This is a genomic window from Pedobacter ginsengiterrae, assembly GCF_039537385.1.
GTDB lineage: Bacteria > Bacteroidota > Bacteroidia > Sphingobacteriales > Sphingobacteriaceae > Pedobacter > Pedobacter ginsengiterrae.
The window spans coordinates 579,708-604,604 of the sequence record NZ_BAABAK010000003.1 but is presented as its reverse complement, the minus strand read 5'-3'; the positions used below and the strand labels follow the sequence as shown (position 1 = coordinate 604,604).

The window sequence follows — 24,897 nt, the reverse complement described above, 5'->3', positions numbered from 1 at the left end:
TCAATTAAAGTTCCTTCTCAATTCTATAATAGCCAGTCGAATTCGGGTTTTAACCGTTCCTAAAGGCAAATCTAATTTCTCTGCGGCTTCTACATGCGTAAAGCCCTTGTAATAAACTAAATCTAGAACCGACTGTAAGTCTGGTTTAAGGTTTTGTACAAGTTGTTTAACACCAAGTATATCGGGGTTAAAAGTTACCTTGTTTTGTTCATCAACGAAACTTACGTTATTTTCTATATCTTGGTTTTTGAGTGAGTTCTTGAAATCTTTGGATCGAAGTTTATCAATTGAAAGATTACGGGCAATATTCATCATCCAGGTAAATAAACGACCTTTAGTATTATCATACTGCGATGCAGATTGCCATATTTTTACAAAAGTTTCTTGTAAAACATCTTCAGCCAACTCTGTATGTGTTATAATTCGGGAGATAACACCATATAAAGCAGACGAATACATGCTATATAACGTTTTTAATACCGCTTGATCTTTCGATTGCAATGCTAAAACGAGTTCAGGCTCTGTTAAGGTTGATTTTTTTAATGCAGTCACTATTGGTTACTAAGATACAATACTCAACAACAAAACCAAAAAAATGTTTTAGCGATACATTCTTAATTGGAGTTCGAATTTTTGTAAAATGAAAAAATACTTAATTTTCTATTATAGAATAAAGAAATTTATGCAATTCCTTCAATCGGGAAAAGATGTTTTTCTGCATGATACGAGGAACGAACCAATGGCCCGCTTTCTACATATTTTAATCCTTTAGCCAAACCAACTTCTTTATACATTGCAAAAGTATCTGGATGGATCCAATCTACAACGGGATGGTGATTGCGTGTAGGTTGTAAATACTGACCTAAAGTTAAAATGTGAACGCCATTAGCAACCAAATCATCCATTGCTTCGAAAATATCTTCTTCGGTTTCGCCTAAGCCAAGCATAATACCTGTTTTAGTTCTCAAACCAAATTCTGAAATCCTTTTCAAAGCCTCTAAACTTCTATCATACTTTGCCTGAATTCTAACCTGTCTGGTTAAGCGTTTAACCGTTTCCATGTTATGAGAAACCACCTCTGGTCTTTCATCTAGCACCCTGTATAAATTATCCCACTGCCCTTTAAAATCAGGAATTAAAGTTTCTAAAGTTGTAATCGGACTTTCTCTACGGATTGCTTGCAAAGTTTCAGCCCAAATAATCGAACCACCATCTTTTAAATCATCACGATCTACTGAAGTAATTACGCAATGTTTTACACCCATCAATCTTACCGAATCTGCTATCCGATTAGGCTCATCAACATCTACAGCTAATGGGCGACCAGTTGCTACTGCACAAAACGAGCAACTACGTGTACAAATGTTGCCTAAAATCATGAAAGTTGCTGTACCTGCACCCCAACATTCGCCCATATTCGGACAATTTCCACTCTCGCAAATGGTATGAAGTTTATGTGTATCAACTAAACTGCGAACTTGCGCATACTCTTTTCCAACAGGCAATTTTACACGTAACCAATCTGGTTTACGCTTAACTTCAGTTACAGCAGGTACTACAGGTAAATCAATCATGATGCAAAGTTAAGGATTAGGATTGAAATGTTGTAACGATGAAATGTTTGAAGGTTGTAATAATAACGATTGCTACATTAAAAATCACTTGGAAAGATACTGAAAGAGGAAATATTGAAGGTTCGGTCCGTTTTTACGCTGTACCTCCGATAAAGTCTGTGCAAACTAGCAAGCTAACAACAAAAAAAGCTTGTTCAAAGGCTTAAATCGGGGTATGCCGCTTCAATACGGTTTAACTGGCACAAGCTAGTACACTAATTTAAGTGTTCTTACCAAACTGATTTTGCTTTTTTTAACAACTCACTTCCTTTTTTTGTTATTTCGTTTTTGCCATTTTCAATCGTAGAGGGTTGAGTATATCGGCTTACAGAATTCGACATTACTTTAAATTTATTAATACCAGCAAAAATTTCTTTTGTATGCGGAACATTATTTTCTTGCATAACTTTCTCCCAATCAATTTTTGCTAAAACCGAAATCATATATTTCGATACTAATTTAGCCATAAAAGCTTTATCGTAAACACCTTTCAAAGCCTCGTCAGATTCTCTTTCTTTCACATAATCTATTGTTTGTTGAATCGCTTCGCGTTCATTATCCGAAAACAATGGACTTGTTATTAGTTTTTCTAATGCTGGTATTGCCTTTTCAGGATTTTCTCTTTTTAGGTTTAAATAAGCGTCAACAATCCAAACCAACTCATTTTGAAGGCCAAGTTTGTTCATATCCTTTACAAACAAATCAAAATCTTCTAACGAACGCTCTTCATCAATCTTTCGCTCCATCCGCATCCGATCGAAACCTCTAAACAGATAATTCATTCCATGAAATGCAGTGTGCGTTTGCTCATCGCTTAAATTTCTCCAGCCAAAAAAAGCTTTTGTGTAGGGTAGCGGAATTTTCTCGTTTTTATCTAACCATTTAATGTTACGAGATAGTCCATCTTCAGAAAGATAAAATAGATTATTTCCAAAAAACAAAAAACCACGAACAAACTCCAGCAAAGTTTTAATTTCTGAGTCTTTTAAAAGTTCTGGTTGAGTTTTGGAACATTCGTATAAGGCAAAGGGTTGGCCTAAATCTCTGGTGGTTAAAACGGCCATACTTAAAATGGCATGTTCTATATTTTGATAACGAACTTTTTCTTTTGGGTCAACAGTTTTTAAATCTATTTTCGGAGCACCGTAAAGCACATTAAAACCTTCAATTATTCCAGGGAAAACATCTTCGTCAGTTTCTTTTACTAAATTTTTAACTTTTCTATAGTCACTATAAAGCTGCAAGGCCTCAACAACTGAAATACTTTTTTTATTAGTATCTAACTGATGCATTGTCGCTAAAATATTTTGAGTTTTTGATGAAAATTTTTGGTATTCAGCCATGTTTGTGTCTAAAACAGCATTTGAACGAACGGCGATTTTAGCGAATTTGTAGAAAATAATTTTATCGTAATTGATGTTTTCTTCAAGTTTTTGCTTGTCGAGCGCCAGTAAAACTTCGTCTGTTTTTTCGTTCGAACAGGCCGAAAATAAAATCGCACAGATCAATAAAACTAAATTTTTCATCTTTAAAACATAATTAATGAAGCAAAGGCTCCAAGCTATAATTAATAAAAATATACTTTTTGAGTGGGATGTTTTTGTTAGATGATTATTCGTTGCTAATATCTAATTTTTTGCAGTACTTATTCTATTATTCGTTGCAAATAGCCTGTTGTTCTATTAATCCAGTTCTAAAAAAAGGTGCAATAATTACTAAACTCAATGTTTCTAATATCATCTTAATGAAGATTTAATAATTTCAACTTAAAATTTGACCTTTTGGATTAGATTTTGCTAATTAGTTCTATCAGAATTAAACAAAAATACATTTTTTAGCAATTTTTTAGTTTTCATATGCGAAAATTCGTTTCATGTTTAAAATCATTCTAAATTTGTAACTCCTTTGATATAAGATGACAAAAAAGAAAAAGACAGTTGGTAAAACTGACGCAGATGTAATTTTAATTGGTGCTGGGATAATGAGTGCAACCCTCGGCGTTTTACTTAAAGAATTAGAACCAAATTTAAGCATAGAAATTTACGAACGCCTTGATATTGCAGCAGCAGAAAGTTCTGATGCATGGAATAACGCAGGTACAGGACACTCTGCTTTTTGTGAACTAAATTACACCCCCGAGAAAAAAGATGGAACAGTAGAAACAACGAAGGCGGTACAAATTGCCGAACATTTCGAGGTTTCCAAACAGTTTTGGGCTTATCTAATCGAAAAAGGATTGATCTCAAATCCTGAAAATTTTATCAGGAAAATCCCCCATATGAGTTTTGTTTGGGGTAAAAAGAATTCAGAATATCTTAAAAAACGTTTTGAGGCATTAACTAAATGTGATTTGTTTAGCGATATGCAATTTACAGAAGATGCAGAAACCATAAATACCTGGGCGCCATTAATTATGGAAGGCCGTAAAAAAGGCGAAAAGGTTGCTGCAACAAAAATGGATTTGGGGACGGATGTAAATTTTGGTTCGCTAACTCGCGATATGTTTAATTATTTAAAGGAACAAAGCAATGTTAGTCTCTTTTTTAATCACGAAATTCGTGATTTGAAAAAAAATAAAGATGGCAACTGGATTATAAAAGTTAAAGATTTAGAAAGCGGCGATAAACGTAAAAGAGTAGCCAAATTTGTTTTCATTGGTGCTGGTGGCGGCTCTCTTCCGTTGTTAGAGAAATCAGATATTCCCGAAGGAAAAGGTTTTGGTGGTTTCCCAGTAAGCGGGCAATGGTTAAAATGTACAAACGAAGAAATTATTGCCAAACACCATGCGAAGGTTTATGGTAAGGCTTCAGTTGGTGCGCCGCCAATGTCTGTACCTCATTTGGATACCAGAATGATTAACGGTAAACAAGCTTTGCTATTCGGACCATACGCTGGTTTTTCTACCAAATTTTTAAAAAATGGTTCATTTTTAGATTTACCTAAATCGATCAAGTTTAATAACATTCGCCCGATGATTTCGGCTGGACTTCATAATCTTGATTTAACAAAATATCTGATTGAACAAGTTAGACAATCGCCAGAAGACAGATTAGAGGCGTTGAAAGAATATTTACCAAAAGCCGAATTAAAAGATTGGGAATTGGAATATGCTGGTCAGCGTGTGCAGGTTATTAAAAAGGACGAGAAAAAAGGCGGTATTTTAGAATTCGGAACAGAAGTTGTAAGTGCAGGAGATGGTTCGATTGCCGCGTTATTAGGCGCTTCGCCTGGTGCTTCTACTGCCGTTTCGATTATGATTGAGCTATTAAACCGTTGTTTTGAAGCAGATTTAGCTACACCAGAATGGCAGGCAAAAATTAAAGAAATGATTCCAACTTATGGAAAAGCTTTAGCACAGGATGCAGAACTTTGTAAAGCAACCAGAAGCAGAACATCTAAAATATTAAAAATAGAAAAAGATTAATATTTATTTCAGTTATAAAAGGAAAGGTCATGATTCTCATCATGACCTTTCCTTCTTAACCGTATTTTTTATTAAGCAGCAATTACTTCAGCAACTTCTTCTGCAGAAATATCACTATGTGATGATTCTAAAACACAATCGCCATTTTTGATTAATAAAATTTGAGGTGATTGATGTGCTACCTGAAAAATTTCTGCAATTCGATTCGAAATATCGCGATAGCTGATTAAATCTAAAAAGTACAATTTTGTATCAGCTGGAATAACATCCCAGTCAAATTCAAAATTTTTTTTCGCCATCAAACTAATTGAACAACGTGTACTGTGCTTAAAAATAAGACTAAAACCATCTGCGTTTTTAATCTCATCAAGCTGTTCTATTGAAGTTAAGTTAACCCAAGCCATGATTTTATAAAATTGTTTTATAGGTAACATAAACAAAAATATAAAGTTCTGTAAATGACCTAAAAATGAAAATTCTTTGTTTGAAGATTTTAGTTTCTTCTACGTTTACCTTCAGGATACGAGCTGTACGCTGGGCAAAGTTTAGAAGAGCAAGACTCTAAAATTGTAATGGTGCAAAACACCGCCAATAACAAAATGGCTACTTTTTTCATTCAGATTTTGATTTTAAAGTCCTAATGTACAAATAATTATTAATACGCAATATTAAATGTTCGCAGAAAAATCGGCCATTTTAATTGCTGTAATCGCTGCTTCATCTCCTTTATTGCCATGTTTACCACCAGCACGGTCTTGAGCCTGTTCCAAATTATTAGTAGTTAAAACGCCAAAAATAACTGGTTTACTATATTTAATGCCAACATTTGTAACACCTTGAGCAACAGCATCACAAATAAAATCGAAATGTTTTGTATCGCCTTGAATTACGCAACCTAAACATATTACTGCATCAATATCACTTCTCTTGCTCAGCAAAATTTCGGCTCCACCTGTTAATTCAAAACTTCCAGGTACGGGCAAAGAAACAATATTATCAGCTAAAACCCCGTTTTCTAAAAGCGTTTTTAAAGCACCATTATATAAGGCACCTGTAATTTCCGCATTCCATTCGGCCACAATAATTCCGAATTTATAGTTTGCCCCATTAGGAATCGTTGTGTGAGAAAAATCAGATAGATTTTTTAATTGACTTGACATATGGCAAAGATACTGCTATGTACCGAATGTTAAAAGAGGATAATGTTTAAATGTTGTAAGTTTATCAAACCAACTGTATGTTTCCATAAGTGGCGCCAATTGGTATAATTTTTTCTCCAATCCAAATTTGGCTGCGGTCGAATTTATATATTTTACTTTTTGCAACAATAAAAGCCCTGTGGCAACGAATAAAATCAGCTTTGGGCAATAGTTCTGCCAAATCATTTATGGTAATTCTCGAACTTAACAACTTATCCGTTAGTTGAATTTGCGTATAATTTCCAGAAGCTTCGATATACAGGATATCATTCAACTCAACCTTGATCTGTTCGTAGCCATCTTTAACAAAAATATATTCCGATTTAGCATCTTGTTTATTATTTCTGAAGTTAAAGAGTTCATTTGCTTTATTGCAAGCTTTTAAAAATCGCGAAAGCGAAAAAGGTTTTAAAAGATAATCAACAGCATCGAGCTCGAAACTTTGTACAGCGTGTTCGGTATAAGCAGTTGTAAAAATCACCATCGGTGGGTTACTTAAACTTTTCAAAAAATCAATTCCGCTAATATCTGGCATTTTTATGTCGAGAAATATTAAATCAACCTTGTTGTGCTGTAAATAAGTAATTGCCTCAAAAGCGTTTGTAAAAGCTGCATTTAATTCAACAAAAGGCACTTTCGATGCGTGAGACCGAATAATATCTAAGGCTATGGGTTCATCATCTATCGCGATTGCAATCATTTTTAAAGATACTATTAGATTTATACTCTTTTAAATTTCCTTTCTAAAATTGTTTTTCAGAAGCGCAAATTTTGTAATTCTTGGCAGATTATGGTCCCGCCAATAATACAATCTTTTGGTTAAAGTTTTCTGCTGAATTAAAGTTCTGCTGCCAAAAGTATTTCCATTTATGTAGGGGCTATTGCACAATGTTTTTTTGCTTTCGGCCAATCACGCCATTATTTATAAAACCGACTAAATCAAATAGTTCAAATTGTGATACAAACGATATCTGGAACTATTTCTGTTTTATTATTTCTATCAATTTCTCAAGTTGATAATCTTCCTTCAAGAAAATCTGGTTTAAGCTTCTTTCAATAACAATATCAGGTTCTGTACCAATGCCATCCAATATTTTTCCTTTTTTTTGAAAAGATACCATTGTACTTATTTTTCCACGTAATCCTGAATTTGGTAATTCAAAATTTTCGCTATTTCCACTCGAACCATCAGTATTAACCCCAACTATTTTGATATTGGGTAATCCTTTAAATACAGAAACAAGAACGGAAGCAGCACTAAAAGTCCTTTCGTTGGCCAGTATATAAATAGGCTTATTGTAATGAAATTTATTTTTGGTTAACTTCTTACCAGTAAGTATATAATAATGGTATTGGCTAAATTTCTTACTGTCCAAATCGTACATTGGTTTAAATGAAACCATAAACTTGTCGATTGCTTCCTGTTCTTTATAACCTAATTCGTCTTTCGAAAATAAAAACCTACTATGTAAACCTTTTTTTAATTCTTCGCTTAGCGGTAATTTTGCTCGTTGTTTTGTTGCGTTAACAACATAAATAGAGTCGGGATGGATAAAGTAGCCTGCTAATTCTTGAATTAAATCACGAGTTCCGCCACCATTATCTCTTACATCTATAATTAGAGCATCACTTTGCTTTGCCCTGGTCATAAAATTATCTAAGTATTCAAAAAATACAGGACAACTCTCTTTCTCGATCATGTCAGAAATTTTGATGTATCCTATACTGTTCTCCAGCGTAAAAAACTTTTCTATGATTGATTTATCGTTGAATTGTTCTTCTTTTAAACCAAATGCATTATTGTAAAATCGCTCGTCCCAATACTTTGCTTTTTGTTTTGCTTTTACTAACTCCATAATTACTTCTTTATCAATACCTTCATCATTAGTCAGTTTTAATGAAATTGGATTTGGTAATTCTAAGCCTAAAGTATTAAAAATCAATTCAATATCTCTTAACTCTCTAACTGCATTAGTAAAATATGAAGCTTTTGGTGCGAGTATTTCTGCGGGAAGAACCTGCGATAGTAACTTTTCTATCGGTATATTATTAATAGATTTAAGATAAGGGAATTCTGAATTCCAAAATTGATATTGTTTTTTTTCTGCTATATAGTTAACAACCAAGATTTTGCTCTGGTATGGCGAGAATGCAATCGGAAAATAAAGAGAATCACGTAATTCATAATCCTTTATGTAAGCATGTCTATCTCCAATTTTCCCTACGGTTTTAGATAAAAACAATCCAAAATCATATTTAGTAAATTGCTTTTTATCTAATTTCTCTAAAAATTCCTCAAAATCTTTTTGGTATTTGTATCCGTTCAATCCCTGGTACGAAGATTTGTTTTGAAGCACTTCGTTAAGTAAGGCCAAGTCGTTTTTAATATCACTTTTCGTTAAATATTCTATTTCGTTTTGAGCATAGCAAGACCATGAGAATATTGTTGCTAAAATTAATATTATGTGTGTTTTCATTACCAGAAGGTGCTTTCATTCAAGGTTAAAGGCCTAATCTAATCCAGTTGTATGGTTAAATGAACAAAGAATTCTTTAGCGCTTTCGCGGATAATTAATTCGTGTTTGCCATGGTAAAGGTGTAACAAACGTTGCCTTACATTTTCTAAACCGATGCCACTTTTTAATTTTTCAGGATCGTTATCGGCCTTTAAGTGAATGCTATTGTGTACATCGAAGTACAGCGTTTTTTCTTTAGTTTGAAGTGTAATTTTAATATGCGATGCTTGTTGCAAGCTAATTCCATGCTTAAAAGCATTTTCTACAAATGGAATAAGCAACATTGGTGTAATTTGCAGGTTGTTTAACTGCTCGTCTATTTGTGTTTCAATTTTTATATCGGCAGAGCGTGATGTACGAAGCTTCTGTAAATCGATGTAATTATTTAGATATTCTACTTCTCTGGTTAGTGAAATTTTATCCTGCATATTTTCATGCAACATAAAACGCATCATATCGCCAAGTTTTTGTATGCCTTCGCCTGTTCTTTCTGCATTTTCTTGCAACGCTGTACCAAATAAGGTGTTTAATGCATTAAATAAAAAATGCGGATTAATTTGCGATTGCAAAAAGCTAAGACTTGCATCTGATTTACCTAATTTGGTTTTTAGTGCTGTAATTTCTGTGCTACTGGCAAGCCTGTGTTTATAAAGATACCAGGATAAAGGCACGCTAATAATTAATTGGGTTGGCATGTGGAACATGCAAACAACAAAAAACATTTCTATTCGCCACACAAATAGGGTTGATATTAATCCCAATGGAACAGCTAATAAGATGGATATAAAAAATATTTGCCAGAAATAAACTTTGAAGGGCTTTCCCTCAGCCTGATTTTCTGGCAGAAGTTTATAAATAGAATATATAACAATGCCAATCGTCGAAAAAATAACTAAAGTCCAGCAAATGCTAATTTCAATTCCCGACCTGGTTGTGATCCATAAAAGTAAACCTACAAACCAAAAGGCAAGACCGAAACCTACGTCAACCTTAATTTGAGTATTGCGATCGGTACTTTTATCTTTATTGTCGCTTAAAAAACTTGCAAAAGCTTTTAGTAAGCCATAAGCCGAAATAATAACAATAGACCAAATGCTGTAAACAAAACCTTTAAAAAACAAATCGTTATAACCGTCTTGTAAATCATCATTCTGAACCAAAATGTAAGCTTCGCTGTAAGTTTTGCAAACACTAAAAACTAAGCCACCAAATAAAAATAAACCCAAAAGTAAAAAGCTATTGGCCACAACATTTTGCTTTTTAATAAATGCAGGGATTATGCAAAAGTTTATGGCTAAAAAACTAAGGTATAAAATCGAAAAACGGAAAATTTCGGGGATTAAGTAGTTAGAAATGTAAGAAAATTCTAACTGTTGAGCTTTAAAACTATGACTTGGGCGCCCTCCATTATCTGCACCAGAAATTATTAAAATTATAATTAAAACGTAGAGGCAAGTTGAAACCCAGAATTCTATCTTTTGTAAATCTTTATTGTTCATTTTGTTTAGTTTGATACTGCAATTTTACTTAGCCGCCACTAAATTATCTTTAAAATGTGACGGATGCTTAAATAAATGTGACGAATTACAGTATGGCTGGATATTTTCGAAGATTTAGGTTCATCACATAATTATAAATTATGCTCTTATTCAAGATTCAATTAATCAAAATTCAAAACGACTGCTTACATTTGAATCGAAAAACAAATGCTTAAAAATTTAACATACAATAATCAAAATGACAGTTTACGGAATTCCAAATTGCAATACAGTTAAAAAATCTATCGATTGGTTAAAAGCAAATCAAATAGATTACGAGTTTCACGATTTTAAGAAAAAAGGAATTACTGCACAGAAACTGAATGAATGGTGTAAAGTTTTCGGTTGGGAAACTGTTTTAAACCGTAAGGGTTTAACCTGGAAAAAATTATCGAAAGAGGAGCAATCTGCTATCGATAATCAGGAGAAGGCGATTGCTTATATGATTGAAAATACAAGCGCTATTAAACGCCCGATTGTAGAAAAAAATGGTCAGGCTATTTTAATTTCTTTCGATGAAAACCGTTATGCTGAAACACTTGGCTAATCTTGTTGTTTTAATGTTAAACTTTGTTAAATGATGCTTTTCGCATTTAAACTAATCTATTTTTGAATATGTATAAGCTGATCATAATTTTATTACTTGCCCTTCCTTTCGGAGCGCTTGCTCAAACGGTAACTACTGGTGCCGTTTATGATTTTTCGAAAAAATCAACCTCATTACCTGGTGTTACTGTAAGAAATTTAAGCAGCAAAAAAATAACCAGTACTAACGCTGCTGGGAAATTTACAATCGGTGCAAATAATGGCGATTTACTAGAGTTTTCGCTGGTGGGCTATCGTACAGATACGCTTTATTTAACCAATCTTTTGGGAAAAACGGTTTACATGGTTGACAGAGTTAATGCCTTGAATGATGTGAACATTCAAGGGGTAAAAATGAATAAATCAATTACTTCTCCCGATCCGATGGCTGAAAAATATAGTTTATTGAATACTGGTGGAAATCTGGAGCGTAAAAAAATGACGGATAAAGTTGGAGGCTTGAATTTAAATCTAGGCTATGGTAAATATAGAAGACAGCAAAGAAAAGAAGCCGAATTGGAAGAACGAGATAAATATTTAGCGGAGATAGATAATAATTTTAACGAAAAAACAATTAATAACCTTATTAAGTTGGAAGGAGAGGATCTTAAAAACTTCATGATCATTTACCGTCCTTCTTTTTTGAAAATACAAGAAGAAAGGCCATTTAGATATTCTTTTTACATTGTTCAAAGCTATCATGCCTGGTTAAAACTTTCTCCGAAAGAAAGAAAGCTGCAAGATTTACCTGCTTTAAAAAAGACAAATTAATTATAATTTTTTAGGCGCTTAACTGTTTGTAAAGTAACAATATAAGCACAAATAAATCTGCACGGGCTTATTTTTTATATTTGCCGCCGAATAAAAACTTCAACATGAATATCAGAATAAACAAACTAATCGCTTTGTGCTTGGTTGGTTGTGCATTTGCATTTACTGCTTCAGCACAGCAAGCGGCAACAACAGCTACGGCACCACTTGCAACCAATTATAGCTCATCAGAAGCATTTGGACCATTATTTTACACGCAAAATGGTAACGAATTTCGTTCAGCAAACGGCGCTCCAGGTGCTAAATACTGGCAAAATAGGGTAGATTATAATATTACCGCGAGCTTAGATGAAACTAAAAATACGGTTAGCGGAACAGTAACCATCACTTATAAAAATAATAGCCCTGATAAACTACCTTACTTATGGTTGCAATTAGATCAAAACACATTTAAGGAAAATTCTCGTGGTGCTCAAATTACGCCAAGCCGTAGTCGTTACGGTGCGCAAGGCGAAAAATTTGATGGTGGTTATAAAATTAACAACATCAGCGTATCGCAAAAAGCGGCTGCAGTTAAATTTACATCAATTGTAGAAGATACACGTATGCAAATCCGTTTAAACCAGCCGATGGCAGCCAATGGCGATGTTGTAACCGTAAAAATGGATTATTCATATATTGTACCTAAAGAAGGCTCGGATAGAACAGGTCACTTAACTACTCAAAATGGTGAAATTTTCGCCATTGCACAATGGTTTCCACGTATGTGCGTGTACGATGATGTTTTAGGATGGAATACTTTACCTTATTGGGGTGGTGGAGAGTTTTATTGCGAGTATGGCGATATTACTTACGCAATTACGGCACCTGCAACACATATTGTGATGGGTTCTGGTGAATTGTTAAATCCGCAGGAAGTTTTTACGGCCGAGCAATTGAAAAGATGGAATGCTGCAAAACTAAGTGATGCAACCGTTCATATCCGTTCGGCAGAAGAAGTTACAGATCCTAAATCTCGTCCTGCAAAAGATAAATTAACCTGGAAATTTAAAATTGCAAACGCCAGGGATGCGGCTTGGGCTTCATCAAAATCTTTTGTTTTGGATGCAGCAAAAATAAATTTCCCAAGTGGAAGAAAAGGTTTAGCCGTTTCTGCTCAACCAATCGAAAGCAATGGTAAAGATGGTTATGGCAGAGGTGTAGAATATGTAAAATCGACAATAGAATATTATTCAACAAAATGGTTCGAATATCCTTATCCAATGGCTGTAAATGTTGCTACTAATGTTGGTGGAATGGAATATCCAGGTATTGTTTTTTGTGGATGGAAAGCTAAAAATGGTTCTGCATGGGGTGTAATCGATCATGAATTTGGCCACAGTTGGTTCCCAATGATCGTTGGTTCAAACGAGCGTAAATACGGTTGGATGGATGAAGGTTTTAATACTTTTATCAATGGTTTATCTGGTCAGAATTTTAACAATGGCGAATATAAACCACGCATAACCGATATGAACCGTGTAGGCAAATCAGCAATTGGCAATCCTGCTTTAGACAATATTATGCTAATGCCAGATGGTATGCAAGAAAGAAATATTGGTGTTAACTTATACAGTAAGCCAGGATGGGGTTTAAATATTTTAAGAGATCAGATTTTGGGCGAAGACAGATTCGATTATGCTTTCCGTCAATACATTAAAAACTGGGCCTTTAAACATCCAACGCCTTTCGATTTTTTCCGTTCGATGGAAAATGGTGCAGGTGAAGATTTAGCATGGTTCTGGAGAAGCTGGTTTATAAATAACTGGAAAATGGATCAGGCCGTTGCAGGTGTTGAAGCGGTAAAAGTTGATGGAAACATTTCAAGCTACAACATCAGAGTTAACAATCTTGAAAAAATGCCAATGCCAATTATCCTTCAAGTTAAGACGAAAAGCGGTAAAACCGATATCGTAAAAGTTCCTGTTGATGTGTGGATGAAAAACGCAACCTGGTTGGTGCGTTATCCTACAACCGAAGAAGTAGTTTCGGTAGTTTTAGATCCAAATAAAGTATTACCGGATTCTAATCCTGATAATAATACCTGGACAGCTCCAGCAAATTAATTGAATTATAATTACATTGAAAAGTCCTTAATCGGTTAGATTAGGGACTTTTTTAGTTACAGTATGGTTTCGTTTATTTTTAATGTGTTTTTGGAGTGAGAATTAGATTATCCTATCGCTCATAATTAATCTGCTATAATTTGTTGTTAAAATTACTCAGCAATAGGTAAGTTGAAATAAAACTTGCTGCCTTCTCCAATTGCACTTTGTACTCCGATTTTTCCATCTTCGGCTTCGATAAAATCTTTAGAAATTGCCAAACCTAAACCCGAACCCGATTTGTTTTGCCCATCTGTTGGTACTTGGAAATACCTTTCGAACAATCGTTTTTGGTATTTTTCATCAATACCTTTTCCAAAATCCTGAACTGAAAACTGAACAAATTTATCTTGCTGAACAACATTAATTTTTACTGTCGATTTTTCTGAGCTGTAGCGTAAAGCATTTGATAGAAAATTAACTAGTACCCAAGCGGTTTTCTGAATATCAGCATTAACCTTCGGTAGATTTTTATCGCAATTTAATTCAAGCTGAATTGATTTCTGTTCTGCCTGAAACTTAACCGCATCTATTGCGTATTGTACAATATCTTCGGGTTTAGTAATGGCGAAAGTAAGTTTTAAATTCCCAGTTTCCACCTGAGATAAATCGAGCAACTCGCTGGTAATTTTTAGGAGTCTGTCGCTATCTTCTTTAATGTGCGTTAACAGCTGACTTTGCTCTTCATTCATATTACCAACCCGTTCATCACTTAAGAGTTTTAAACTCATTTTTATCGATGAAAGAGGCGTTTTTAATTCGTGGGAAACAGTGGCAATGAAGTTGGTTTTCGCCTCATCCAACTCCTTAAACTGCGTAATGTTTTTTAATACATAAACACTTCCAGCCGATTTTGAAGATTCGAATAAAGTTTTGTCTTCAAGTGTTTCGTAATTCGGAATGATGATTTCACGATTCTCCAACAAAAAGTACGATTCCTTCTCGTCAGCATAAATTTTGAGCGTTTTATCTTCCGTTTCTGGTTCGATAATTCTATTTAAAAGCTCATTCTTTTTTATCAATTCTTTAACATTCTGTCCGATAACTTTCTCATCGTCGAGATTCATCAGCTTTGCTGCCAAATGATTTAAAAACAGAATTTCGCCCTTCTCATTTAAACCAATAATGGCGTCTTGCATTTGTGCAATAATGGCTTCAATTCGCAATTTCTCGGACTTTATTTTAGATAAATTACTGTTTTCCCATTCATTTAATTTAACAACCATTCCATTAAAAGAAGTCGCAAGTTCAGTAAACTCATCATCATTTTCAAAGTTTAGCCTTTGCTTGTAGTTTTTCTTGCTGATTTGTTTAATGGCTGAACTGAATTCGGCTAGTGGGTTAGCTACAAAACCTGGAAAATTAACAATGAACGTAAACAAGATCATAAAACTAAGGGTAGCGGCAATCATGATGTATAAATTTGCTCTTCCTGATGCTTCATTCGCCATTTCATTTTTGGAGTAAATGGCTTTCATGTTGACTTCTTCAATGTTTTGAAGCGAAGAGCGAACACTTTTAATGTCGGTTTCTCTAATCGCCTTTGCAGATGAATTTTGAAGTGCTCGATAAGCTATTTCAAGTTGCTGAAAGGCTGCCTTTTCTCCAGTTTCGGTTAGGTTTTGTGCTTCGTTTTTTAAGTTTAGCTCAAAAATTTTTGCCGTTTCTGCGTTTAACGGAAATGAATTTTCATCAACCACGTTTCGCATGGCTGAAACATATTTCAACGATTTGTAATTGTCTTTCAGAATAACTTTCGATTTGTCTGAAAGTTCATTCAAAAAGAAGAGCGCAATTAGGCCGAAAGATAGGACGATTATAAAGAGAAACCCGAATCCGAGGCGGAGCTTGGTTTTTATTTTCATGATGATGTTGTGTTAGAATTGTTGTCACATTGAGCTTGTCGAAATGTTCTTCGGCAAGCTCAGCATGACATTTTGAAATTACGATAGTACTACCAAATCGATTTCTTTTGCGGCTAAATTACGCAACAATTGATTAAAAATTGCCGTTCGCATAATCACTTGAAAAATAGTTAAATGCGGCTTGCCGATACAAATCGTTGTAATTTCTTTTTCTGTTGCCATGTTAATAATGGTTTGGGTAATTTGATTGCTTTTAACTTTAATGAGCTCGGCACCTAATTCGGTTGCTAGCTTGAAGTGATTAATCAAATGTCGTTGTTTATCGAGCTTTATTTTATCGAAACTTTCGGCATCACTTTGTACATATAAAACAATCCACGGAGAGCGATAATACGATGCCAATCGGGCAGTTTTTCTAATCACAACGCCTGCGGTTTCAACATTGGATGATATACATGCTAAAAACCTTTCTGGACGTAATTTTATGGATTTCGGTATCTCTGTCTGGATTTTTCGCTCCACCTGATGCACAACTTCCTTCAAAGCCAATTCCCTTAATTGCAGAATTTTATCCGCCTGAAAGAAGTTTTGTAAAGCCCTTTCAATTTTTGTCCTATCGTATATTTTTCCTTCCTTCAATCGGGTTACCAATTCATCGGCTGTTAAATCGATGTTTACAATTTCATCGGCAATTTCAAGAATTTTATCTGGAATCCGTTCGGTAACCTTAATGCCTGTAATGTGTTCAATTTCTTCGTTTATGCTTTCTAAATGCTGAATGTTAACGGCCGATATCACACTAATTCCAGCCTCCAATAAATCAAAAACATCTTGCCAACGCTTCTCATTTTTACTGCCTTCGGCATTGGTATGTGCCAATTCATCAACCACGACTATTTCGGGATGGCGATTTAAAATACTTTGCAAATCCATTTCATCAATTTCCTTACCTCGGTAGAAAATATTTTTTCGTGAAATTAAAGGTAAACCAGCAACCAACGCTTCAGTTTCTGCTCTTTTGTGGGTTTCTACATAACCAATGCAAATATCGATTCCGTTACGCAAAAGCGCATGAGATTCTTGCAGCATGCGGTAGGTTTTGCCCACGCCAGCGCTCATCCCAATGTAGATTTTGAGTTTTCCTCGCCTCGATTTTTTAATGAGATTGAGGAAGTTTTTAACTGAATCGTCTTTCATGTTATATGTAAAATGGATGATGCAGAATGTAGTAAGTAAAATGTATGATGGAACTTTGCACATCATCCATTTGACATCTTCCCTTATCCATCAATTAAAATGCTACCGCTATACTTGCTGTTAAAGTTGTATTCGCATTCAAAGCGCTATTTTCTCTTGTAAAAATTTTATCCTTGCTATCATATGTTTTACCTTCTAAACGGATAATTGCGTTTGAAATTGGCGAATAATCAAGGTTTAAGGAATAGCCTTTTGTTTTGAAACCATTTGGCGTTCCTGTTGAAATAAAAATACCATTTTTATCTTCATAATATTCGAATCTACCAGCAACGGCCCATTTCGGAGCGAACTTATATTGAGCAATTGCGACAGGTGATAGAATTTCATTTTTCTCGCTGCTGCCTTTAACTTTTTGCTGCGTTCCATAATCGAAACCAAGGGTTATACCAAATTCGTTTGTGAGTTGAAATACACTATAAATATTGTGGTATAATCGGTTCACGCGTACAGAATCTGCACCTTCAGTTCCTAAATAATTGCTGTAATTTACCGTGATTTTATCAGTTGGTTTCCAGGCTAATTGTAAACCGCCAGCGGGTTTGTTATTGCCATCTACACGGGTAATTCTTTGCCATCCATTTAGGTAGAGTAGGGTCGCTGTTAATTTTCCATCTTTTGTGCCATAGGTAATTTTTGCTCCAGATTCATAATATGGTGTATTTTCTGATGCGATATTTCGGGTTAATACCCAGCAATCTTTAGAAATTGCCCCTTCAAAACCAATGTGCGATGAAAAAATACCAGCATCTATCCAAAGATTTTCTGATTTGGAAAGTTTAACACCTGCATTTGCTTCAAAAATATTCTTTAAGACGCCAGGCTCAGCGGCTAAGTTCGCGTTGGCATAAGTTCCAGCCATTACGGCCAAATTCGCACGGATTGAACCACTATCATAAGCCGCTTTGATGAAACCTAAATTTAAGTTTACTTCGTTCGCACGGTTGTGAGAATAAATAAAGCCTGGGCGATTATGGTCAGCGGGTTTATTGAAATCGTAGCCGTAATAAGTTTCTAAATAACCAGAGAATTTTACTTTTGGCTCTTCTTGAGCGAATGCGGTTAAGCTTGCTGTTAATGTTGTTATAATTGTGATTAGTTTTTTCATGATGTTATTAATGTTTGTTATTCTGAGGAACAAAGAATCTGCAAACGATTAGTAGTACTAGGTTTTCTGTAGAAACTTCGGTTAGGACGGTGTCATTGTGAGGCACCAAGCAACCCTACAACGATCGCTATAATACCAAAAGCATTAAGATTGCTTCATACCTCGCAGTGACGACTTATCGAATTACAAATTATCAAGTGCTAAATTCAGTTTCAATACATTTACTGATGATGGTCCAAATAAACCCATTAATGGTTTTAAAGTATTCATCGCTACTAATTCTTTAACTTTCTGTTCGTTAATTTTACGGGCTTTTGCCACTCTTGTAATTTGAATTGCCGCACCTTGCTCAGAAATATTTGGGTCTAAACCACTTCCTGAAGCGGTAACCATATCGGCAGGAATTTCAGATTTTTTTAACCCTGGGTTGTATTTCAAAAGGGTATCAATTCTCGATTGAACCTCTTTTAGATAATCTGGATTGGATGGGCCTTTGTTAGAACCAGCAGAACCTGCTGCATTGTAGCCAACAGCCGATGGACGACCCCAGAAATATTCAGGTTTGTTGAACGATTGACCTAGTAATTCGTAGCCGACGGTTTTTCCGTTTCTAGTGATTTTTTCTCCACTACCTTTTCCGTTAGAAAGTTTGCTTGCTAATGCGATGCTAATCGGGTAGATGATGCATAATAGTACGATTAAAACTAAGGTTAAGCGTATCGATTGTATGATGTATTTTTTCATGATGATATTTTAATTTTGTCATTTTGAGCCTGTCGAAGAATCTTAATTTGCTTTTCAACAGGCTCAACCTGACATTTAAGTCTATGAAGGATTTATTCTTTCCATTTTTTTATTCTGAGCTTGTCGAAGAACCTATTCATATTTCGATAACTCAATTTGAAGTTCATTTAAACAAACAACCCAATTACTAAATCAATTAATTTGATGCCGATAAATGGAGCGACAACACCTCCGATGCCATAAATAAATAAGTTTCTACGTAGTAAAGCAGTAGCGCCAATCGGTTTATAAGCCACACCTTTTAACGCCAGCGGAATTAAAATGGGAATGATAATCGCATTGAAAATAACCGCAGACATAATTGCACTTTCTGGCGTATGTAAACCCATAATATTTAAACTTTGCAAAGCTGGAATAGATGCAATAAACAATGCAGGAACGATTGCGAAATACTTAGCCACATCATTCGCGATGGAGAAAGTAGTAAGCGTACCACGGGTAATTAAAAGTTGCTTCCCGATTTCTACAATCTCAATTAATTTGGTTGGGTCGTTATCCAAATCAACCATGTTGCCTGCCTCTTTTGCAGCCTGCGTTCCGCTGTTCATAGCCACGCCAACATCTGCCTGGGCAAGTGCAGGGGCATCATTTGTCCCATCGCCCATCATGGCAACCAGTTTTCCTAAAGCCTGCTCATCTTTAATGTAATTCATTTTATCCTCAGGTTTTGCTTCGGCGATAAAATCATCTACACCTGCTTTTTCGGCAATGTATTTAGCGGTTAAAGGATTATCGCCAGTTACCATTACAGTTTTTACACCCATTTTTCTTAAGCGTTCGAACCGTTCGCTAATACCTGGTTTAATAATATCCTGTAACTCGATCACGCCTAGAGCTTTTTCATTTTCTGAAACCACTAAAGGTGTTCCGCCATTCGTTGCAATGGATTTTACAAGGTCTGCAATATCTGATGGGAAAATATTTCCAGCTTTTTCAACGATATTTCTGATGGAATCAAAAGCACCTTTCCTAATGCGCCTTCCATCGGCCGTATCCAATCCGCTCGAACGGGTTTCAGCTGTAAATTTGATAAATGTGGAACCTTGTGGCGTTCCTGAATTTTTGAAACCTTGTTCAGACGCTAATTCAATAATTGATTTTCCTTCTGGCGTTTCATCCGCTAAAGAACTCAACACGCAAGCATCGGTAAAATCTTTAATAATTACGCCTGCGGTGGGGTAGAAGTTGGTTGCCTTACGGTTTCCGATGGTTATCGTTCCAGTTTTATCCAAAAGTAAAACATCAATATCGCCAGCAGTTTCTACCGCCTTACCCGATTTGGTAATCACGTTTGCTCTTAAAGCTCGGTCCATTCCAGCGATACCAATGGCCGATAATAAACCGCCAATAGTTGTCGGGATTAAACAAACGAAAAGTGAAATTAAAGCCGCGATGGTAATCGGTGTGTTGGCGTAATCAGCAAATGGTTTCAACGTAACGCAAACGATAATGAAAACCAAAGTAAAACTGGCTAAAAGGATGGTTAGAGCAATTTCGTTAGGTGTTTTTTGACGAGAAGCCCCTTCAACCAAAGCAATCATTTTATCTAAAAAGCTTTCGCCAGGAGCAGTACTCACTTGCACTTTTATCTCATCTGATAAAACTTTTGTTCCGCCAGTTACCGAAGATTTATCGCCACCAGATTCGCGAATGACTGGAGCAGATTCGCCCGTAATCGCCGATTCATCTATGGTTGCAATACCTTCGACAATCTCTCCATCTGTTGGAATGGTATCACCAGTTTCGCAAACAAAAACATCGCCTTTTTTTAATTGATTTGACGAACGGATTTCAATCGTTCCATTAGCTAAAAGTAGTTTCGCAGGCGTTTCTTCTCTCGTTTTACGTAAACTATCTGCTTGCGCTTTACCTCTTGCTTCGGCTATTGCTTCTGCGAAATTGGCAAACAAAACCGTTAACAAAAGCACTAAAAAGATGAAGAAATTATACAAAGGAGAACCTTGCCCGCTGTTGCTAAAAGAGTACACGGTAACGTAAGCCATTACCAAAGTACCAATTTCAACGGTAAACATTACAGGGTTGCGAACCATTACCCGTGGGTCGAGTTTGATGAAAGATTGTTTTAATGCAGTTTGCACCAAAGCGGGTTCGAATAATTTATTATTGGGTTTCATTTCTATTTTTAATTAAGTGATTTCACAGATTAAAATGATTTCACAGATTTTTATCTTGCAATTTGTCATGCTGAGCTTGTCGAAGCACCGAATCATTTCGACAGGCTCAATGTGACAGCTGTATCTATTTGAGCATTGAAAAGTATTCCGCCAGCGGCCCCAAAGCCAACGCTGGAAAGTACGATAGTGCATTAAGTACTAAAATCACAGCAAAAGTCATGAGTGCAAAGGTTTTGGTATCCGTTTTTAAGGTTCCTGCAGACTCTGGAATGAATTTTTTAGCGCCTAATAAACCTGCAATAGCAACCGGACCAATGATTGGCAAGAAGCGACCTAAGAAAATAATCACACCGGTAAGCACATTCCAGAATACATTGTTATCGCCTAAACCTTCAAAGCCAGAGCCATTGTTCGCATTTGAAGAAGTGACTTCGTAAAGCATTTCTGAAAAACCATGGAAACCAGGATTATTTAACCAGTTTTTAGGTTGGGTAGCCCAGGCTGCATCGCCATGATTGGTAAATACATAACTTGCAATAGCCGTTCCCGCTAAAATTAAAAACGGACTTAACAAAGTGATAATGGCGGCGATTTTAATTTCCCTGGCTTCAACCTTATGACCTAAAAACTCAGGCGTTCTGCCCACCATTAAGCCCGAAATAAATACAGCGATAATCAGATAGATGAAATAATTTAATAAACCAACGCCGCAACCGCCGTAAATGGCGTTTATCATCATGGCCAATAATTGCCATAAGCCTGTTAATGGCATGGTGCTATCATGCATTCCGTTTACCGAACCTGTAGAAATTACTGTGGTTAATGTACTCCAGTATGCTGTGGCAGCTGGTCCGAGGCGTACTTCTTTACCTTCCATTGCACCAGTAGTTTGCGATATGCCCATTTTGGCCAAAGCAGGATTCCCACCTAATTCTGAAGTTAAGGTCGGAATCATCAGCATAAATAAACCGATTGTCATTACCCCGAATATTGTCCAGGCTAATTTCCTTCTACGGATGAAATACCCGAAAGCAATAACCATCGCCATTGGAATAATGGTTTGCGCAATGATTTCAACCATGTTGGTCAAGTAACTTGGGTTTTCGAATGGATGAGCAGAATTTGCACCAAAATACCCACCACCATTCGTTCCCAAGTGTTTTATAGCAATCATTTGTGCTGCAGGGCCTCGAGAAACATTTACGGTATCACCCTGAAGAGAAATAAATTGGTCTTTCGCATCATAACTGGCTGGCGTACCACTAAAAGTTAAAATCAATGCGACAATAATTGATAAAGGCAACAACAAACGAGTCATTGCTTTTACAAAAAACTCCCAGAAGTTGCCCAACTGTGTAGCTGTTTTATCTCTGAAAGCTTTAAAAAACACCACAGCTGCTGCAATACCTGTTGCTGCGCTCACAAATTGCAGAAACATGAGTACAAATTGCAACGTTAAATAACTCACGCCGCTCTCGCCCGAGTAATGTTGCAAGTTGCAATTGGCAACAAAGCTAATGATGGTGTTAAAAGCTAGGTCTGGTGTCATTCCAGGGTTTCCGTCAGGATTTAAAGGCAACTTATCCTGAAAGATCAATACAAAAAAGCCATAAATCAACCATAAAATATTGATGGTTAACAAAGCTTTTAAATGTTGTTTCCAGTTCATCTGCTCCTTAATATTGATGCCTGAAAGTTTATAAATTACTTTCTCAAGCGGTTTTAAAAAGTCAGTCCAAACTTTTTCCCCTGCAAAAACCTTTGCCAAATATTTACCCAAAGGGATGGCGATGATTAAGGTGAGCAGGAATGTGGCGATAATGCCTGTTAATTCAGTGTTCATTTTTTTTGTTTTTTACAAATGATTGTCGTTGTGCTTAATGTTTCGACAAGCTCAACATGACAACTGCGTTAAAATTTTTCTGGTTTAATCAACACGTAAATCATATAGATAAATACGGCGATTGCGATGATTAATAGTGCTAACATTTTTTTTAGATTTTTTCGAACCAATCGATAGATCGGTAAGTTGCCCAACAGAGCAGGATTAGGATTAGAAACAGGATTATGATCATAACTTATTGATTTATGAAATGCCTATTGCCAACTCTTGTGCCGATGAAAATTTGGTTTTCGTAAAATATTGTTTTACAGTGTTTTGATTGGTTTCTAGTGCTGAATCAAAATTTTGGACAAAAAAAAACCTTTCCATTTTGGAAAGGTTTTTATCGTTTTGGGATGAAGTGTTAAATTGTATTCGAAAAGTTTGGCGGCTTTTCTTTTCGCCTTAAGCTTTGGTCTTTCAGCTTTAATCTTTATTTTTTTCTGCTCCTTTAAAACTTCCCTTTCTGATTTAACAATTCAAAATACTTATCTAAATTAACCCCTAAAGATTTTTCAAAAGAAGCTTTGAAATCGGCAGGTGTAGGGTGTTTGTTTTTCCATTCACTAAAATATGCCTGAAATGCTTTATCAAACTTTTCCTGACCAATCTGTGATTCTAGGATATAAAGCCATAAAGCGGTCTTAGCATAAGAAATCAAACCATATTCTTCTGAAGTTTTAAAATCAGCAGCTGGGGTATCGATAGCCGATTCCATCGGAACATTAGTTAAAGCACCGTAAATGCTAGCCAAAAACTTATCTGCTGGTAATTCTTTAATTTTCGCTGGAATGGCATCACCAAAAATAGAATTCGATCTGTATTTTTCAGCTTCGTATCTAAACTGGTAAAAAGTATTAAAACCTTCATCTTGCCATGTATGCATTCTTTCGTTATTACCCAACATACTCATAAACCAATTGTGACCAACTTCATGTGTAATTACGCCATCTAAAGTTTCTTTTTTTGCATCTGGACTTGTAATCAACGTAATCGTTGGATATTCCATACCGCCACTCGAATTATTTTTAGGTCCTTCAATAGCCTGTACAACTGGGTATTCGTACTCGCCAATCCACTGACTATACTTCTTCGTCGCATCTTTTATGTAATCAATGCTGTTTACCCAAAGCGTATTTTTTTTGTTGTGATAATAACTAAAAGCATCAACCACTTTTCCTGAAGCCAGCTTTACCGTATCGTATTGAATAACCAAATCTTTATCAGCAAACCAAGCAAAATCAGGTACATTATTTATCGAATAAGTTAATTTTTTAGTGTCAGATTTATTTACTGGAGCATACAGCGTAGGTTTACCTGCTCTCGTTGATGTATTTTTTGCGCCAATGGTTTTGTATGCACGAAGTTCATCAGCATTTTGCAAAACGCCCGTTGCACCAACAACGTAAGAAGATGGAAGCGTGATGTTCACTTTATAATCTGCATATTCGCTGTAAAACTCGCCCATGTCCAAGTATGGAAATTCATGCCAGCCGTCTTTATCAAAAACGGCTGGTTTCGGGTACCATTGAGTAACCATAAATTCGGTTTCAGCATAGCCAGAACGAGAAAAATAACTAGGCAGTTTCACATTAAAATCAGTCGAAATCGTGATAGAGTCGCCAGGTTTTAAAGCCGTTGGAAGTAGAACTTTCACAATATCAATATATTGAGGATTCGGGTGAGCTTCTGTTTTAGCAGTTTTGCCATCAACCTTAAAATTTAAACCATCAATACTTCCATACGCAACATTTTTAAGTTTTTCCTTACGGGAAGTATCATTTCTAATCTGCTGAAATAATGCCGTCGATTCGTTTTTGTAGGCGTTTGGCCAGATGTGAAACCAGATAAATTCTAAACTTGATGGGGAATTATTCTTATAAACAATCGTTTCAGCACATTTAAGTGATTTGTCTTTATCGTTTAAAGTGACATCAATATTATAAGTTAAGTGCTGTTGAAAATAATTTTGCTGTGCAAAAATTGAAATTGAAATAAGGGATAGTAAAATGGTTAGAAAACTCTTCTGCATATTTAATTTTTCTGTAAAATAATTATT

21 protein-coding genes are annotated in these 24,897 nt (G+C 35.6%); 4 read left to right on the top strand and 17 right to left on the bottom strand.

Features of this window, described 5'->3' with window-relative positions; translation table 11 throughout:
- From ABD692_RS04665 to ABD692_RS04655, 3 genes are all read right to left on the bottom strand, one after another.
- The gene (locus ABD692_RS04665; RefSeq protein WP_316763353.1) at nucleotides 1-552 is read right to left on the bottom strand and encodes an RNA polymerase sigma factor; all 552 of its coding nucleotides are present in this window, start codon (nucleotides 550-552) and stop codon (nucleotides 1-3) included.
- 128 nt (nucleotides 553-680) lie between these two features.
- A complete protein-coding gene (gene lipA / locus ABD692_RS04660; protein ID WP_344765358.1) occupies nucleotides 681-1,574 on the bottom strand; it encodes a lipoyl synthase in 894 nt (297 codons plus the stop codon).
- Between the two features lie 269 nt (nucleotides 1,575-1,843).
- The gene (locus ABD692_RS04655) at nucleotides 1,844-3,139 is read right to left on the bottom strand and encodes a hypothetical protein (protein ID WP_344765356.1); all 1,296 of its coding nucleotides are present in this window, start codon (nucleotides 3,137-3,139) and stop codon (nucleotides 1,844-1,846) included.
- A gap of 389 nt (nucleotides 3,140-3,528) precedes the next feature.
- Between ABD692_RS04655 and ABD692_RS04650 the strand changes: the two genes are divergently transcribed.
- On the top strand, nucleotides 3,529-5,037 hold the full coding sequence (locus ABD692_RS04650; RefSeq protein WP_316763346.1) for a malate:quinone oxidoreductase: 1,509 nt from the start codon (nucleotides 3,529-3,531) through the stop codon (nucleotides 5,035-5,037).
- A 71-nt stretch (nucleotides 5,038-5,108) separates the two neighbouring features.
- On the opposite strand, the gene ytxJ is transcribed toward ABD692_RS04650, so the two are convergent.
- The 6 genes from ytxJ to ABD692_RS04620 all read right to left on the bottom strand — a co-directional run bounded on the left by ytxJ (nucleotide 5,109) and on the right by ABD692_RS04620 (nucleotide 10,251).
- On the bottom strand, nucleotides 5,109-5,471 hold the full coding sequence (gene ytxJ, locus ABD692_RS04645; RefSeq protein ID WP_344765354.1) for a bacillithiol system redox-active protein YtxJ: 363 nt from the start codon (nucleotides 5,469-5,471) through the stop codon (nucleotides 5,109-5,111).
- 59 nt (nucleotides 5,472-5,530) lie between these two features.
- The gene (locus ABD692_RS04640; RefSeq protein WP_255352363.1) at nucleotides 5,531-5,653 is read right to left on the bottom strand and encodes a hypothetical protein; all 123 of its coding nucleotides are present in this window, start codon (nucleotides 5,651-5,653) and stop codon (nucleotides 5,531-5,533) included.
- 52 nt (nucleotides 5,654-5,705) lie between these two features.
- Nucleotides 5,706-6,197 (bottom strand): 6,7-dimethyl-8-ribityllumazine synthase, encoded by a 492-nt coding sequence (ribH, locus tag ABD692_RS04635; RefSeq protein ID WP_344765351.1) that lies wholly within the window; start codon nucleotides 6,195-6,197, stop codon nucleotides 5,706-5,708.
- A gap of 64 nt (nucleotides 6,198-6,261) precedes the next feature.
- Nucleotides 6,262-6,936: a LytR/AlgR family response regulator transcription factor gene (locus ABD692_RS04630; protein ID WP_344765349.1), complete on the bottom strand. Its 675-nt coding sequence runs from the start codon at nucleotides 6,934-6,936 to the stop codon at nucleotides 6,262-6,264.
- Between the two features lie 277 nt (nucleotides 6,937-7,213).
- Nucleotides 7,214-8,713, bottom strand: a complete 1,500-nt coding sequence (locus ABD692_RS04625) for a S41 family peptidase (RefSeq protein WP_344765347.1) — start codon at nucleotides 8,711-8,713, stop codon at nucleotides 7,214-7,216.
- 38 nt (nucleotides 8,714-8,751) lie between these two features.
- Complete coding sequence (locus ABD692_RS04620) at nucleotides 8,752-10,251, bottom strand: sensor histidine kinase (protein ID WP_344765346.1); 1,500 nt, start codon at nucleotides 10,249-10,251, stop codon at nucleotides 8,752-8,754.
- A 238-nt stretch (nucleotides 10,252-10,489) separates the two neighbouring features.
- Here ABD692_RS04620 and ABD692_RS04615 point away from each other — a divergent pair, with 238 nt between their 5' ends.
- From ABD692_RS04615 to ABD692_RS04605, 3 genes are all read left to right on the top strand, one after another.
- Nucleotides 10,490-10,837, top strand: coding sequence for an arsenate reductase (locus ABD692_RS04615; RefSeq protein ID WP_316763328.1), 348 nt, complete (start codon nucleotides 10,490-10,492; stop codon nucleotides 10,835-10,837).
- A 68-nt stretch (nucleotides 10,838-10,905) separates the two neighbouring features.
- Nucleotides 10,906-11,646: a hypothetical protein gene (locus ABD692_RS04610; protein ID WP_344765343.1), complete on the top strand. Its 741-nt coding sequence runs from the start codon at nucleotides 10,906-10,908 to the stop codon at nucleotides 11,644-11,646.
- 104 nt (nucleotides 11,647-11,750) lie between these two features.
- A complete protein-coding gene (locus ABD692_RS04605) occupies nucleotides 11,751-13,751 on the top strand; it encodes a M1 family metallopeptidase (protein ID WP_316763323.1) in 2,001 nt (666 codons plus the stop codon).
- 152 nt (nucleotides 13,752-13,903) lie between these two features.
- Here ABD692_RS04605 and ABD692_RS04600 read toward each other — a convergent pair whose 3' ends face one another.
- From ABD692_RS04600 to ABD692_RS04570, 8 genes are all read right to left on the bottom strand, one after another.
- Nucleotides 13,904-15,655, bottom strand: coding sequence for an ATP-binding protein (locus ABD692_RS04600; RefSeq protein ID WP_344765341.1), 1,752 nt, complete (start codon nucleotides 15,653-15,655; stop codon nucleotides 13,904-13,906).
- Between the two features lie 78 nt (nucleotides 15,656-15,733).
- Nucleotides 15,734-16,852, bottom strand: coding sequence for a sensor protein KdpD (locus tag ABD692_RS04595; protein WP_344765339.1), 1,119 nt, complete (start codon nucleotides 16,850-16,852; stop codon nucleotides 15,734-15,736).
- A 94-nt stretch (nucleotides 16,853-16,946) separates the two neighbouring features.
- Entirely contained in the window at nucleotides 16,947-18,017 is a 1,071-nt protein-coding gene (locus ABD692_RS04590; protein WP_344765337.1) for a porin, read from the bottom strand.
- A gap of 183 nt (nucleotides 18,018-18,200) precedes the next feature.
- The gene (locus tag ABD692_RS04585) at nucleotides 18,201-18,761 is read right to left on the bottom strand and encodes a K(+)-transporting ATPase subunit C (RefSeq protein ID WP_316763313.1); all 561 of its coding nucleotides are present in this window, start codon (nucleotides 18,759-18,761) and stop codon (nucleotides 18,201-18,203) included.
- Between the two features lie 167 nt (nucleotides 18,762-18,928).
- Nucleotides 18,929-20,956 carry a potassium-transporting ATPase subunit KdpB gene (gene kdpB / locus ABD692_RS04580; RefSeq protein WP_344765334.1) on the bottom strand — a complete coding sequence of 676 codons (2,028 nt, stop codon included), beginning with the start codon at nucleotides 20,954-20,956 and terminating at the stop codon, nucleotides 18,929-18,931.
- Between the two features lie 124 nt (nucleotides 20,957-21,080).
- The gene (gene kdpA, locus ABD692_RS04575) at nucleotides 21,081-22,799 is read right to left on the bottom strand and encodes a potassium-transporting ATPase subunit KdpA (protein WP_316763307.1); all 1,719 of its coding nucleotides are present in this window, start codon (nucleotides 22,797-22,799) and stop codon (nucleotides 21,081-21,083) included.
- A 68-nt stretch (nucleotides 22,800-22,867) separates the two neighbouring features.
- Nucleotides 22,868-22,945: a K(+)-transporting ATPase subunit F gene (gene kdpF / locus ABD692_RS20925; RefSeq protein ID WP_410478693.1), complete on the bottom strand. Its 78-nt coding sequence runs from the start codon at nucleotides 22,943-22,945 to the stop codon at nucleotides 22,868-22,870.
- A gap of 344 nt (nucleotides 22,946-23,289) precedes the next feature.
- Nucleotides 23,290-24,870 carry a M1 family metallopeptidase gene (locus ABD692_RS04570; protein WP_344765331.1) on the bottom strand — a complete coding sequence of 527 codons (1,581 nt, stop codon included), beginning with the start codon at nucleotides 24,868-24,870 and terminating at the stop codon, nucleotides 23,290-23,292.
- Nucleotides 24,871-24,897: the final 27 nt, after the last annotated feature.